This window comes from Acinetobacter sp. 1542444 (assembly GCF_000581835.1).
GTDB lineage: Bacteria > Pseudomonadota > Gammaproteobacteria > Pseudomonadales > Moraxellaceae > Acinetobacter > Acinetobacter pittii.
Genome location: NZ_JEYA01000002.1, coordinates 628,722 through 641,676, shown reverse-complemented (window position 1 = coordinate 641,676; position 12,955 = coordinate 628,722). Strand labels below are relative to the sequence as shown.

General features: G+C 37.6%; 14 protein-coding genes. 9 read left to right on the top strand and 5 right to left on the bottom strand.

Annotated features, from left to right (window positions below):
- Positions 1-65: 65 nt before the first annotated feature.
- On the top strand, positions 66-557 hold the full coding sequence (locus tag J580_RS11945; RefSeq protein WP_000249487.1) for a flavin reductase: 492 nt from the start codon (positions 66-68) through the stop codon (positions 555-557).
- A gap of 53 nt (positions 558-610) precedes the next feature.
- On the opposite strand, the gene J580_RS23995 is transcribed toward J580_RS11945, so the two are convergent.
- The gene (locus J580_RS23995) at positions 611-1,027 is read right to left on the bottom strand and encodes an NF045616 family extracytoplasmic (lipo)protein (protein WP_032004309.1); all 417 of its coding nucleotides are present in this window, start codon (positions 1,025-1,027) and stop codon (positions 611-613) included.
- 700 nt (positions 1,028-1,727) lie between these two features.
- On the opposite strand from J580_RS23995, the gene J580_RS11935 reads away from it, so the two are divergent.
- Together J580_RS11935 and J580_RS11930 are read left to right on the top strand one after the other, a co-directional pair.
- Positions 1,728-2,279 carry a TetR/AcrR family transcriptional regulator gene (locus J580_RS11935; RefSeq protein ID WP_075383865.1) on the top strand — a complete coding sequence of 184 codons (552 nt, stop codon included), beginning with the start codon at positions 1,728-1,730 and terminating at the stop codon, positions 2,277-2,279.
- 391 nt (positions 2,280-2,670) lie between these two features.
- The gene (locus J580_RS11930) at positions 2,671-3,279 is read left to right on the top strand and encodes a hypothetical protein (RefSeq protein ID WP_032004307.1); all 609 of its coding nucleotides are present in this window, start codon (positions 2,671-2,673) and stop codon (positions 3,277-3,279) included.
- A 174-nt stretch (positions 3,280-3,453) separates the two neighbouring features.
- Here J580_RS11930 and J580_RS11925 read toward each other — a convergent pair whose 3' ends face one another.
- Positions 3,454-3,783 carry a darcynin family protein gene (locus J580_RS11925; RefSeq protein ID WP_032004306.1) on the bottom strand — a complete coding sequence of 110 codons (330 nt, stop codon included), beginning with the start codon at positions 3,781-3,783 and terminating at the stop codon, positions 3,454-3,456.
- Between the two features lie 121 nt (positions 3,784-3,904).
- Here J580_RS11925 and J580_RS11920 point away from each other — a divergent pair, with 121 nt between their 5' ends.
- The 3 genes from J580_RS11920 (at position 3,905) to J580_RS11910 (ending at position 5,445) form a co-directional block, all read left to right on the top strand.
- Positions 3,905-4,504, top strand: a complete 600-nt coding sequence (locus tag J580_RS11920; protein WP_032004305.1) for a TetR/AcrR family transcriptional regulator — start codon at positions 3,905-3,907, stop codon at positions 4,502-4,504.
- Positions 4,505-4,575: 71 nt separating this feature from the next.
- Entirely contained in the window at positions 4,576-4,860 is a 285-nt protein-coding gene (locus J580_RS11915; RefSeq protein WP_032004304.1) for a hypothetical protein, read from the top strand.
- Between the two features lie 9 nt (positions 4,861-4,869).
- Positions 4,870-5,445: a hypothetical protein gene (locus J580_RS11910; RefSeq protein WP_032004303.1), complete on the top strand. Its 576-nt coding sequence runs from the start codon at positions 4,870-4,872 to the stop codon at positions 5,443-5,445.
- 114 nt (positions 5,446-5,559) lie between these two features.
- On the opposite strand, the gene J580_RS11905 is transcribed toward J580_RS11910, so the two are convergent.
- The 3 genes from J580_RS11905 to J580_RS11895 form a co-directional block, all read right to left on the bottom strand.
- Positions 5,560-6,843, bottom strand: a complete 1,284-nt coding sequence (locus tag J580_RS11905) for a ribonucleotide-diphosphate reductase subunit beta (protein ID WP_005803276.1) — start codon at positions 6,841-6,843, stop codon at positions 5,560-5,562.
- Between the two features lie 138 nt (positions 6,844-6,981).
- The gene (locus tag J580_RS23100; RefSeq protein WP_032004302.1) at positions 6,982-7,116 is read right to left on the bottom strand and encodes a hypothetical protein; all 135 of its coding nucleotides are present in this window, start codon (positions 7,114-7,116) and stop codon (positions 6,982-6,984) included.
- Between the two features lie 56 nt (positions 7,117-7,172).
- Positions 7,173-10,007, bottom strand: coding sequence for a ribonucleoside-diphosphate reductase subunit alpha (locus J580_RS11895; RefSeq protein ID WP_002120003.1), 2,835 nt, complete (start codon positions 10,005-10,007; stop codon positions 7,173-7,175).
- Between the two features lie 353 nt (positions 10,008-10,360).
- On the opposite strand from J580_RS11895, the gene J580_RS23805 reads away from it, so the two are divergent.
- From J580_RS23805 to bfmS, 3 genes are read left to right on the top strand one after another with little or no spacing between them, the layout of a single operon-like run.
- Positions 10,361-10,543 (top strand): hypothetical protein, encoded by a 183-nt coding sequence (locus J580_RS23805; RefSeq protein WP_031944149.1) that lies wholly within the window; start codon positions 10,361-10,363, stop codon positions 10,541-10,543.
- Positions 10,540-11,256 (top strand): response regulator transcription factor BfmR, encoded by a 717-nt coding sequence (gene bfmR, locus J580_RS11890; protein WP_000076440.1) that lies wholly within the window; start codon positions 10,540-10,542, stop codon positions 11,254-11,256. Before J580_RS23805 ends, bfmR begins: the two co-directional genes overlap by 4 nt.
- A gap of 32 nt (positions 11,257-11,288) precedes the next feature.
- Positions 11,289-12,938, top strand: a complete 1,650-nt coding sequence (bfmS, locus tag J580_RS11885; protein ID WP_002120020.1) for a sensor histidine kinase BfmS — start codon at positions 11,289-11,291, stop codon at positions 12,936-12,938.
- Positions 12,939-12,955: the final 17 nt, after the last annotated feature.

Genomic DNA, 12,955 nt, shown 5'->3' with positions numbered 1-12,955 from the left:
CTGATGGAGTTGGGCGGTATAGCAAACACACAGGACAAGGTACGGTTCAATTTAGGAATAATGTCATGGTTCAAGCAACAGACTTTAGAAATGCAATGTCTTTACTCACAAGTGCAGTTAGTGTTGTGACTACGGCAGGCATGTCTGGCCGTTTTGGATTTACTGCCTCTGCTGTTTGTAGTGTGACCGACACACCTCCGACATTATTGGTGTGTATGAACCAATCTGCGAGTTCGCATGCACATTTCCTAGATAACAAAATCTTAACTGTGAATGTGTTAGGCGCGCATCACGAACATATTTCAAAAGCATTTTCATCTAAACTCACACCAGAAGAGCGCTTTAAACATGGCGCATGGATTGAGTTAGAAACGGGTTCACCTGTGTTAGACGATGCTTTGGTAAGTTTCGATTGTGAGATTGAGCAAATTCAACAAGTCGGCACACACACGATTTTTATATGTCCGATTGTAGCGATTAAACAAAGCCAACATGACCAAAGTTTGGTTTATTTTAACCGTGCTTATCACCAAGTGGGGCAGACCGAGATTGTCTAAACCCACGCGTTTAGTTGTTTCTTCAATAGCCAAATAACGGCCTAAGAACAAGCCTATTTACAAGTTGTTTCACCGGGTTCAGGCTCTCGGATTTCTAGCTTATTGTTATGTTCTACTACACAAATACGTGTATCGAAAGTTTTGTATATGTCTAAAGTAATGTCATAAGCCACATTCTTTTCAAACTCCTTTAGAGGAATTTTTACACAATCTTTCTCTTCTATTGGCAAAGGAACATTTGAATATTCTTTCTCATAAGAACTTTTAAATCCGTTTTGGTAGTCCACTTTCGCCAAGAAAATAATAAATTTTTGATCGAAGGGATAATTCGTTTTTTTAGGGTTATTGGTAAAGGCACATACATAATCTTGATGTAGTGTAACCTCTAATGGAAGAGGGCCTTGGCTACAACCATTCAATAAACACCCAGTGGTTAATATTAAAATGGACTTTGAAAATAGTCTTCTCATTTATGTTCTCGTAAAGTTCTAAAAAATATTCCAAATCAAAAAGTAAAATTCAAGTGGTTTAGCTTACCGTATCTGACTCTTTTTAAAAAATAAATAAATACAATTAAATATAATATCTTAAAAAATAATTAAGTTAATCTAATGAAAAATAATAAGAAATTTAAATACTTGGCATAAAAGCTACATTGACACCTCTAAACTCTCAGATTATGCTTTGCGTGCTGGCCTACATTGCCAGCCGGTTTTAGCAGACCGCATAGTAAGAGCATCAGATTATTCCTTCTGAGGAGTAGTCTCATGTGTAACAATCGTCCCTCGCTCGTTGCGGTAGGACGAGTGAGGGACACCTTCGGGTGTGCTGATTTCTTACTATCAGTCTGCTAACCCTTGCTCGTTCTGCCACCATAATTCCAAATGAATGCTTTGGCAGAACTCCCAAAATCAGGAGTTGGCTATGCACATCCATCATTTCTTGGTACTCCGTGCCAAAAGCTATAACGACACAGCTTAAAAATTTACAGTAGCTTGAACGCCATAAGGTTTTCAGGCTTTAAGTCATTTTTACTTAAAACTTAGCAAAACAAAACTTGAGATGTGCCAAGCACCGTCTTACTGCTTTGCTGTGCCTTTTTTTTCTCCCAGAAAGGGCACAGGCTTTTTATCTCATTTAGAAACAACAAGAATTTATAACGGTAAAACGATGCCAACTTTAGAAATATCTTCCAAAAAATTACAGGTGGTGCAAACCGCCATCCAACTCTTTACCACGCATGGATTTCATAATGCAGGCGTAGACCTGATTATCAAAAAATCCAAAATTCAAAAAGCCACGTTTTATAACTACTTTCACTCAAAAGAACGCCTTGTTGAAATGTGTCTAATCTTTCAAAAAAGCCGACTTAAAGAAGAAGTGCTGGCAATTGTCTACTCACATCGCTACCCAAGCGCAGCCGATAAACTTAAAGAAATTGTCCGCTTACATGTCGATGTAAATAGCCTTTACCATCTTTTGTTTAAAGCCATTTTTGAATTAAAACTGCTTTATCCACGGGCTTACCGCATGGCAGTTGAATATCGTAAATGGCTACTAAAAGAGCTTTTTGATCTGGTCTTTAGTCTGGAAACCAACAAACCCAAACTCGATGCCAACATGGTTTTAAACTTAATTGATGGCTTGATGCTACAGGTTTTAAGTTCAAATCGTGTGGATGAACGGGATGTGGTGTTAGAGAGGTTTTGGGGGAGGGGGTGATACTGTTAAGATTAAATGATTTATTAGATAAACCTATTTTAAAATAATGAGAGCTATATTTGTGAGTATTTTTAGGCGATTGCCCCATTAAAATATTAATAAAATTGTTTAGATTGTTTTAATATTTAAAACAACTAATTAAAAAATATTATTTTTAACTATTTTTGTTATTAAATTTGAACAACTTTTAATTTAAATTTAATAATAATTTTATTGTTTTTTTATTTGTAATTAATGTGGAGTGGGATATTTACTTATAAATTTTCTATGTTAATCTATTTTATATTGTGGTGAGGATTATTTTATACTAATCATAATGAGAAAGTTTAAAAATTTTCTAATCATAATAAATATCTTGTTAATTATTAAAAAAGTATTATAGGAATAATATATGACAAACTTCGTTGATATTCTAAACAAAATGGAAGAACACTACATAAATAATATTAATACAGGTATGGCAATACCATATTATCCTAATTTGGTTGAAGATTCTTTGGGCTTGGTAGAAGCAACAAATGAATACTGTGTTACTGATGTTAATAATGACGGTGAAGCGACAGATAATTCATTTCAAAGTAAATTGAAGGCTTTAAAAAATAAAGCACAGGATACGTCTACTCATCTTGCTTCCCTTATTGAAGAGGAACTAAAAAAATCGAGTAAGAAGTTGAAAGATAATAATTCTCCTACTGCAAAATCTGAATTTGATAATGAACTTGATAAGATTGGTGACACTGCTATTGAGGATGCTACAAAAAATATTAAAAAAATTATAGCTAATGCAAAAGAGATTGGTAAAGCTTTTCCGAAGGCTCAGAATCTTATTCTCGTTGCGGTACAACAAATTCATCAACTTATTAATGAATTGATTCTTAAAATAGTTGCTTATATTTCTGAGCTTATTAAAAATATTATTAAATGGATAGAAAAAGCTTGGGAAACTATTGCTATGGTTTTTAATGATATTAAAGTGTGGATTTTACACTGGTTTAAATAAAATAATTTATTTGTAATAACACCATGACCCTTAAGTGGTAATGGTGTTGTTTTTTAATATTGTTTTTATTTTGGTAGATTTAATTTTATATGTTCTTACAAATTTTAAAAATTTATTGTAATTGTTTGAAATTGATATGTAATATCTATTTTTAATTAATTAGACTAATAGAGTTTATAAAGAACTTTCATATTCCACATACCCATCTTCAATTGCAGGAATAATCTCTACAAACTCAAAGTAGGGTACTGTACAAAACTCAGAGTCTCGAATCGCATCAATCACAAAATAATAATCTTGCAAAGATTTCGTCTCAAACACAGCAATATCACTCGCTTTAGTACTAAACGCTTCAACGTCATACCACCGAACTTTTACAGTTGGGTACTTCGCAAAAATAGGTTCAAGCTTTTGTGTACTAAACTCAGCCCGCTTTTCACGAGCTAAAGCCAACCAAGCAGGCAAAGCTCTTAAATGAATAAAAAAAGTATAAGTTCTAGACATAACTACTCCATGACTGGGCGCGTTGTAGTTCAACTGAAAAAGACAGCATTTGCTTGTCATATCAACATGACTCAGTCAGTATATGAGTGATTACTCACATTAAATACTCGCATTTCGACCCATGTCAGAAACCCTCCCAGACCCACGTAAACGCCCACGTCAAGCACGATCAGTGGCTACCTTTGAAGCTATTTTAGAGGCGGCTGCTCGCATTTTGGAGTCTTTAGGCTTTGCTGGATTTAACACAAATGCCGTGGCTGAACTTGCTGGCGTAAGCATTGGTAGCCTATATCAATACTTTCCATCTAAAGAGGCGTTAATCGTCGAGTTAATTCGACGTGAACGCGCCAAGCTTTCAACCCATATTGTTGAAGCCATACAGCAGCATGAAGCCGCAGACTTAAAAGAAAAATTAAAACTCATCATTCAGGCTGCTGTGCAACATCAATTGAGCCGTCCGCAGTTGGCACGAACTTTAGAGTTTGCTTCAGAACTGATTGGAAAAGATGTTGAGGAAAGCGTACTTCAACACGAACTTGAAACCATAATTTCTGACTTGTTTATATGTTCTGGTATTTCACATGAGCAGACAGCCGCACAAGATGTAATTGCGTTAAGTAAAGGAATGATTAACGCAGCAGGCATAGCAGGGGAAAACGATTTAAATGGTTTACAGCAGCGAGTTGAAAAAGCTGTATTTGGTTATTTAGGTTTGTATTAAAGATTATTAATTTTGCTATAAAATAGCTTTTTTTATTTTATTAAATAATTATATTTTTTATTGGGGAATTTATGAAAGATGAAATTATGAGTAAAGCAGAGGTAAGCGCATTTACTTCAATTTTCTTAGGTTTGGCGGGTTACTCTATTTTTATGTTTTATCTACTTGCTAAACGAAGCAAAGGAATAAACTATTTTGATGATTTATCTTCTTTAAATGATAACGTTTCATATTTAATTTGTTTTCTTATTTTTATAGTAGGTAAGTTTTTTAAGGAAAATAAGAATATAGCTAAGTTTATACCATTTTTAACAGGGATTCTTTTATCTGTAATGTTCTTTATTGTTGTTTTATAGGGGGGAGTTGTGATTTATAAACTTAAAATGTGGATCTCTAGGGAAGTGGTTGATCCATTTTTTTTATTATATTCGTATATTTATAAAAATTTTGTTCTTGGCTTTACCTTAAGTTTTTGTCTAATCGTACTGCTTTGTGCTCTTAATCCCAGTATAGTTTTCACTCCTAAAAAAGAGGGTTTTATTGTTTATGAGCCTGAATTTCAAATCAAACATGGGCGTATGACATCACTAATAATAAAAAGAGGCAATAAAAAATTTTTTATTAATTGTGCATATTTTAAAAATGAGAATGGTTCATTTTGTGAATTATATAAGCCTAGAAAACTACTTAAAGTTGAGGGAGGTTTTTTTCCTAATTCATCATTGTTTTTTAAAAGTAAGTATATTGTAGTTAATAAAATTCGTTTTGAAGATGAAAAAGGGAGTGTAATTAATTTTTCAACAAGTGAAGAAGAAATTGCTTCTTGGTGGAATTGGGTTATGTTCCCCACCTTATTGATGAGGTATTTAATTTTAATTTGGTTAATGGTGGTTGTTTTAATATTACTTTTAAAATTAGTTAAGCATAAGAAAGAAACCTAATTTTATTTAAAAATAATTTTATCTTTATTTTGAGTTGAGAGATAGATATGAAAAAGGGCTGCTATTAGCAACCCTTTTTTACAGCATCTATATTGTGCTGTTATATGTTTAAACTTACCAGCTTAACGCACCACCAGTTTGGTAGTCAGTTACGCGAGTTTCGAAGAAGTTCTTCTCTTTACGTAAGTCCATCATCTCAGACATCCACGCAAATGGGTTAGTTACACCAGCAAATTGCTCTGGTAAACCTAACTGAGATAAACGGCGGTTACAGATGAATTTCAAATATTCTTCCATCATGCTTGCGTTCATACCCAATACACCGCGTGGCATCGTGTCACGTGCATATTCGATTTCAAGCATCGTACCTTCAACAATCATTTGAACCACTTCTTGTTGGAACTCAGCAGTCCAAAGGTGAGGGTTCTCAATCTTGATTTGGTTAATCATGTCGATACCAAAGTTCAAGTGCATAGATTCATCACGCAAGATGTATTGGAATTGCTCAGCAACACCGTTCATCTTGTTACGACGACCCATACTCAAAATTTGAGTAAAGCCACAGTAGAAGAAGATCCCTTCAAGTACACAGTAGAATGCGATCAGGTTACGAAGTAAACGCTGGTCGTTTTCAGGCGTGCCTGTGTGGAAATTAGGATCAGTTAAAGATTGAGTATATTTCAAGCCCCAAGCTGCTTTACGTGCAACAGATGGAACTTCACGGTACATGTTGAAGACTTCGCCTTCGTCCATACCTAAAGATTCGATACAGTATTGGTAAGCGTGAGTGTGAATTGCTTCTTCAAACGCTTGACGCAAGATGTACTGACGGCATTCAGGGTTAGTAATATGACGGTAAATCGCCAATACTAAGTTGTTTGCAACCAAAGAGTCTGCGGTCGAGAAGAAACCTAAAGAACGCATAACAATAGTACGCTCATCTTCGGTCAAGCCATTTTCAGACTTCCAAAGCGCGATGTCATGGTTCATGTTAACTTCTTGAGGCATCCAGTGGTTTGCACACCCGTCAAGATATTTCTGCCAAGCCCATTCATATTTAAATGGAACAAGTTGGTTCAAGTCCGCACGACAGTTAATCATGGCTTTGTCGTCAACTTGAACACGTTGAGCACCCATTTCTAGCTCTTCAAGGCCAGGGGCAACGTCTAAGTGTTCTAAGGCTTGAGCGGCTCTAGCCACTGTATCGGAGGCAACTGTTGGTCGCACGGAATGGGTTCCAGCGGATTGTGGAGCTGCCACGCTCGGCGATGATGGCTGCGCAGTAGATACATTCTGCGAATCTGACGCTTTTTCCGATTGGACGGGCGCAGACTTGTGTTCAGGTGTAGTCGGTTTTTGCGAATCATCTTCAAAATCGTCCCAACTAAGGATAGACATTTTTGTTCTCTCTTCGTTGTATATATCTATATTTGACATCTCTTAAACGAAGATGTCCCTACTATACGCTTTTAATGTGTAAACAAAATTAAGTTTTATTGATGCATGACCAAATTTTGGGCCTTTGGTCTCTACTCCCTACAACTTATTTTGTTTACGCTGTTGCTTACGTATTGTGATAAATGCGTAAACCATCGGTATATAAAAGAAAATAAAGGCAAAGATTAAAACTCCAACACCAAGCATATAGTTATGGCTGAGATGAGAAAGCATAATCTTTACCTCTTTTAAGATTACTCTTTAGTGAAAAAGAGCAACCTTATTAAATGTTATTGGCAAGCTTCACAATCAGGGTTGTCGATTGAACAAGCCATTGGTACTGGAGCTGCTTGAGTGAAGCCTTCTTCCTCAACTGCTGCTTCTGGTTTCTTCGCTTCTACAACAGGGGCAGCAACAGCTGCTGCTTCAACAGTCGCAGGTTTAACTGCGTTTAAAGCACCTGTGTTGATTGTAGATTTTTCAGCAGAAGTTGCACCTAAAGCTCGGAGGTAATAAGTCGTCTTAAGACCACGTAACCATGCCATTTTGTAAGTGATGTCAAGTTTCTTACCGTTTGCACCAGAGATGTAAAGGTTAAGCGACTGAGCCTGATCAATCCATTTTTGACGGCGTGATGCAGCATCAACGATCCAACGTGTATCTACTTCAAACGCAGTAGCAAAGATTGCTTTTAATTCTTCAGGAATACGAGCAATTTTTTGTACTGAACCTTCAAAGTGTTTAAGGTCGTTAACCATTACTGTGTCCCAAAGACCACGTTCTTTTAATGCACGAACAAGGTATGGGTTAATAACAGTGAACTCACCAGACAAGTTAGATTTCACATATAAGTTTTGGAATGTTGGCTCAATAGATTGAGAAACACCACAAATGTTAGAGATGGTTGCAGTTGGAGCAATGGCCATCACGTTTGAGTTACGCATACCGTCTTTTTGAACTTTGGCACGTAAAGTGTCCCAGTCTAAACGTTGAGTACGGTCAACTTCGAACATGCGCTCTGGACGAGACTTCGCAACAATTTCTAAAGAGTCGATTGGAAGGATACCTTGATCCCACAATGAACCTTTAAATGTTGAGTAAGCACCACGTTCAACAGCCAAGTTGCTTGAAGTTTCAATCGCGTAGTAGCTAATTACTTCCATTGATTCATCTGCAAAATCAACAGCAGCGTCTGAACCGTAAGCAATACCCATTTCATATAGAGCATCTTGGAAGCCCATGATACCCATACCCACAGGGCGGTGCTTCAAGTTAGAGTTTTTCGCTTGTGGTACAGCGTAGTAGTTAATGTCGATCACGTTATCGAGCATACGTACAGCTGTTTTAATTGTACGAGCTAATTTCTCACGGTCTAACACACCACCTTGAACGTGTTGTACAAGGTTGATCGAACCTAAGTTACATACTGCAATTTCGTCTTGATTTGTGTTCAAGGTAATTTCAGTACATAAGTTAGATGAGTGAACTACACCAACGTGTTGTTGTGGTGAACGTAAGTTACAAACATCTTTGAATGTGATCCACGGGTGACCAGTTTCAAACAACATAGAAAGCATTTTGCGCCATAAGTCTTTAGCACGTACTTTCTTGTGTAACATATTGGTTTCTTTCGCTACAGACTCATAGTAAGCATAACGCTCAGCAAATTCAGCACCAGTCAAATCGTGCAAGTCTGGAGTTTCAGAAGGGGTAAATAATGTCCATTCACCATCTTCAAATACACGTTGCATAAACAAGTCTGGAACCCAGTTCGCAGTGTTCATGTCGTGAGTACGGCGACGGTCATCACCCGTGTTTTTACGAAGCTCTAAGAACTCTTCGATGTCTAAGTGCCAAGTTTCTAGGTATGCACACACAGCACCTTTACGCTTACCACCTTGGTTTACTGCAACAGCTGTATCGTTCGCAACTTTCAAGAATGGAACAACACCCTGAGACTTACCGTTAGTACCTTTAATATAAGAGTTCAAGGCACGTACAGGTGTCCAGTCATTACCTAAACCACCAGCCCATTTAGAAAGCATCGCGTTGTCACGCATCGCGCCATAAATGTCATAAAGGTCATCGCCAATTGTTGTTAAGTAACAACTTGAAAGCTGTGGACGTAATGTACCTGAGTTAAACAAGGTAGGCGTAGAAGCCATGTAGTCGAAGCTAGACAATAAGTTATAGAACTCAATTGCACGCTCTTCTTTATCTTGCTCATTGAGTGCAAGACCCATCGACACACGCATGAAGAATAATTGTGGTAATTCGAAGCGAACGCCGTTTGAGTGAATGAAGTAACGGTCAAATAAAGTCTGTAAACCTAAGTAGGTGAACTGATTAGAACGTTCTGGCTGAATTGCTGCTGATAATTTTTCTAAGTCGAAGTCAAGCAAGTCAGGTGAAAGCAAATCAAGCTCAACACCTTTTTTCAAGAATGCTTCAAGTGCATTGTTTTCTGGTGTATCTGTTGATAAGCCTAAGAACGTTAAACCAGTGCTCACTAATTCGTTACAAAGCAAACGTGCAGTCACGTAAGTGTAGTTAGGTTCTTGTTCAATACGGGTACGTGTTGCCATCATCATTGTTGTGGCAATATCACTTTCTTTTACGCCGTTATATAAGTTTTTAACGGTTTCATCGACAATGGCTTGAACGTCAATACCTTCCAAACCTTCAGCTGCCTTAGAAACAGTTGCTTGCAATGCACTTAAATCAAGTGGCTGAAGCTGACCGTTTTTGTCGGTAACTTGTAAAGTAGGGTGATGGTTTGAGTTCGTTTGCTGACGAGCGCTAGCACGTTGTTCACGGTAAATCACATAAGCGCGGGCAACCTTTTGTTCCCCAGTACGCATTAAAGCAAGTTCTACTTGATCTTGAATTTCTTCAATATGGATCGTACCGCCCGATGGTAAACGGCGAGTAAAAGTATTTAAGACCATTTCCGTCAACTGGGTAATACGGTCGTGAATACGGCTAGAATCCGAACTCTGTTGACCTTCCACAGCAAGAAAAGCTTTACCAATCGCAACTGAAATTTTCTCTGCATCAAATGCAGCAACATCTCCAGTGCGCTTAATCACCTGAATTTGACCGGGAGTCGAAGTAATTACGCTCATGCCAGCATAGCTCCATTGTCACTTTTGTTATGTTCATAGACCGTTTGAACCGAGCAAAAAACATGCCACGATATTTGAGGGATAAACACAAGACTTAGTAGTTAAAGTTTATTTTCAACACAAGATACGGGATTTTTCATAGCAGATCAATCTTGACTTTTTAGTAATTTTTTATCTGTATGATTTGATGGGAGATAGCATAGCAAAGCTGTTAAAAAACACTTATAGATAACTTTGTGGATAACTCAAAAAACAAACACTTAAATAAATTTAAACTAAACAGAGAAATAATTTGTTTAATATTCATACATTGGAAATATGAATAGAATATGAAATTTAATAACAATAAATAAATCTTAAAAACACGTGAAAATTCAAAGGCTAATAAAATGCAACAAAATACGATGGTCATGTATCAGTTTGGTGAACGCCTACTTGTTTACAATGTAAACGTGTGTATATTGCAAATGATAAACGAATGTATCTGCAAGATTTTTAAGATGCATGAAACGAGATTTATAGGGGCAATGATATGAGCCAAGAAGAAAAGTTACCAAAGATTCTGATCGTTGAAGATGACGAGCGCTTAGCGCGATTAACTCAAGAATATTTAATTCGCAACGGCTTGGAAGTTGGTGTAGAAACTGATGGTAACCGTGCAATTCGTCGTATTATTAGTGAACAACCAGATCTAGTAGTTTTGGATGTCATGTTGCCGGGTGCCGATGGCTTAACAGTTTGCCGTGAAGTTCGTCCACATTACCATCAACCGATTCTGATGTTGACTGCACGTACAGAAGACATGGATCAGGTACTTGGTTTGGAAATGGGCGCAGATGACTATGTTGCTAAACCGGTTCAACCACGTGTTCTTTTAGCGCGTATCCGTGCACTATTACGTCGCACAGATAAAACTGTAGAAGATGAAGTTGCTCAACGTATCGAGTTCGATGACCTTGTAATTGATAATGGCGGTCGTTCTGTAACGCTAAATGGTGAACTTGTTGACTTCACTAGCGCAGAATATGACCTATTATGGTTGCTTGCATCAAATGCTGGTCGTATCTTATCGCGTGAAGATATCTTCGAACGTTTACGTGGTATCGAATACGATGGTCAGGACCGTTCAATCGACGTCCGTATTTCACGTATTCGTCCAAAAATTGGTGATGATCCTGAAAATCCAAAACGTATTAAAACTGTACGTAGTAAAGGTTACTTGTTCGTTAAAGAAACCAATGGGTTATAAGATCTGAATAAACTTCCTATAAGGTTGGTCGAGTGTTTAAACACAGTATATTCCTGCGAATATATGCGGGACTGGTAATTCTTGTTGTTTTGGTTGCTGTCTTTGGTTATTTGCTTGTACAAATTATCAATTATCAACGGGCACAAGAATACCGAGAATCTTTAACTGATGGTATCTCTTATGTCATTAGTGAGGGAGTCGCTCGACAACCGGGGAAACAACAGAAAATAGACTGGGTTTCAGATGCGTCAGATTTATTGGAACTTCCAATTTACTATACTGATGCAAGCAAGGTTGAGTTATCTCGTACCGAGAAAAAACGAATCGAAGCTCAAAAGTCTGTTGTCCGTTACGATGCCAGTAATAGTATTGCGTATATCATTATTGGCTTGCGTGACGACCCTCAGCATTTTTTATCTATAAAAGTCGACAAAATTACTGAGCGCCAAATGAAGGCTCTCCCTATTTTTGTACTGGATTATCTAATGTTTTATCCGGGGCAAGAACAAGAATATCTTGCCAAGATTCAAAAGCATTTCTCTTACCCAATTAATATCTACAATATTCAAGATATCAATCTGGACTCCGAACAAATTGGTCGTTTACGCCAAGACCAAAGCGTTATGTTGTACAAAGACAGTGCGACAGTCCGCGGTACAACCATTTCAATCGTCTCTCCAATTCCGAATCAGCCTACACGGGTTCTCGTGCTTGGACCGGTTCCGATGTTTAACTGGATGCCTTTGCAGCTTTCAGCAGGGATTACTTTATTTAGCTTATTTTTGCTGAGTCTAGGTGTTTATGGGTTGATCTTGCCGCTAGAGCGTAAAATTCGCCAAGTACGTTATGCATTAAACCGCATGAAGTCTGGTGATTTGTCATTGCGTGTTCCTATTGAAGGAAGTGACGAAATGGCAAACTTGGCATCAAGTTATAACAACATGTCTGATCATATTCAGCGCTTAATCGAGGCTCAGCGTGAGTTAATGAGAGCCGTATCTCATGAGCTTAGAACGCCTGTTGCCCGTATTCGCTTTGGTACAGAAATGTTGGCAGAAGAAGATGATTACAATCATCGTATGCATCAGGTCGATATGATTGATAAAGATATTGAAGCACTCAATACCTTAATTGATGAAATCATGACTTATGCAAAACTAGAGCAGGGTACACCTTCGCTAGATTTTGATGAAATTACTTTATTTGATGTGTTAGATCAGGTTGCGGTCGAAACCGAAGCTTTAAAAACGCAAAAAGAAATTGAACTGGTTGCTCCTCCACTTTATGTAAAAGTAGATGCTGAGCGCCGTTATTTACATCGTGTTGTTCAAAACTTGGTGGGTAATGCGGTTCGTTATTGTGATAATAAAGTTCGGATTACCGGTGGTATCCACAGTGATGGCATGGCCTTTGTTTGTGTTGAAGATGATGGTGCAGGTATTCCTGAACAAGACCGTAAAAGAGTATTTGAAGCTTTTGCCCGTCTAGATGATAGCCGTACGCGTGCGTCGGGCGGTTATGGTTTAGGGTTGTCTATCGTAAGCCGTATTGCCTATTGGTTTGGCGGTGAAATTAAAGTGGATGAAAGCCCAACCTTGGGTGGTGCTCGTTTTATTATGACATGGCCAGCAAAACGCTTTAAACAGCCTCCTTTAAAAGCCAATAAAAAAGCACCTTCATAAGGTGCTTTTTTATTGAT

Bases quoted from the DNA above. Each gene is read 5' to 3' on its own strand.
- J580_RS11920 (WP_032004305.1), top strand. From the start codon at position 3,905: ATGTCAGAAACCCTCCCAGACCCACGTAAACGCCCACGTCAAGCACGA.
- J580_RS11915 (WP_032004304.1), top strand. From the start codon at position 4,576: ATGAAAGATGAAATTATGAGTAAAGCAGAGGTAAGCGCATTTACTTCA.
- J580_RS11905 (WP_005803276.1), bottom strand. From the start codon at position 6,843: ATGTCTATCCTTAGTTGGGACGATTTTGAAGATGATTCGCAAAAACCG.
- J580_RS11925 (WP_032004306.1), bottom strand. From the start codon at position 3,783: ATGTCTAGAACTTATACTTTTTTTATTCATTTAAGAGCTTTGCCTGCT.
- J580_RS11945 (WP_000249487.1), top strand. From the start codon at position 66: ATGGTTCAAGCAACAGACTTTAGAAATGCAATGTCTTTACTCACAAGT.
- J580_RS11895 (WP_002120003.1), bottom strand. From the start codon at position 10,007: ATGAGCGTAATTACTTCGACTCCCGGTCAAATTCAGGTGATTAAGCGC.
- J580_RS11935 (WP_075383865.1), top strand. From the start codon at position 1,728: ATGCCAACTTTAGAAATATCTTCCAAAAAATTACAGGTGGTGCAAACC.
- bfmR (WP_000076440.1), top strand. From the start codon at position 10,540: ATGAGCCAAGAAGAAAAGTTACCAAAGATTCTGATCGTTGAAGATGAC.
- J580_RS11930 (WP_032004307.1), top strand. From the start codon at position 2,671: ATGACAAACTTCGTTGATATTCTAAACAAAATGGAAGAACACTACATA.
- J580_RS23995 (WP_032004309.1), bottom strand. From the start codon at position 1,027: ATGAGAAGACTATTTTCAAAGTCCATTTTAATATTAACCACTGGGTGT.
- J580_RS23100 (WP_032004302.1), bottom strand. From the start codon at position 7,116: ATGCTTTCTCATCTCAGCCATAACTATATGCTTGGTGTTGGAGTTTTA.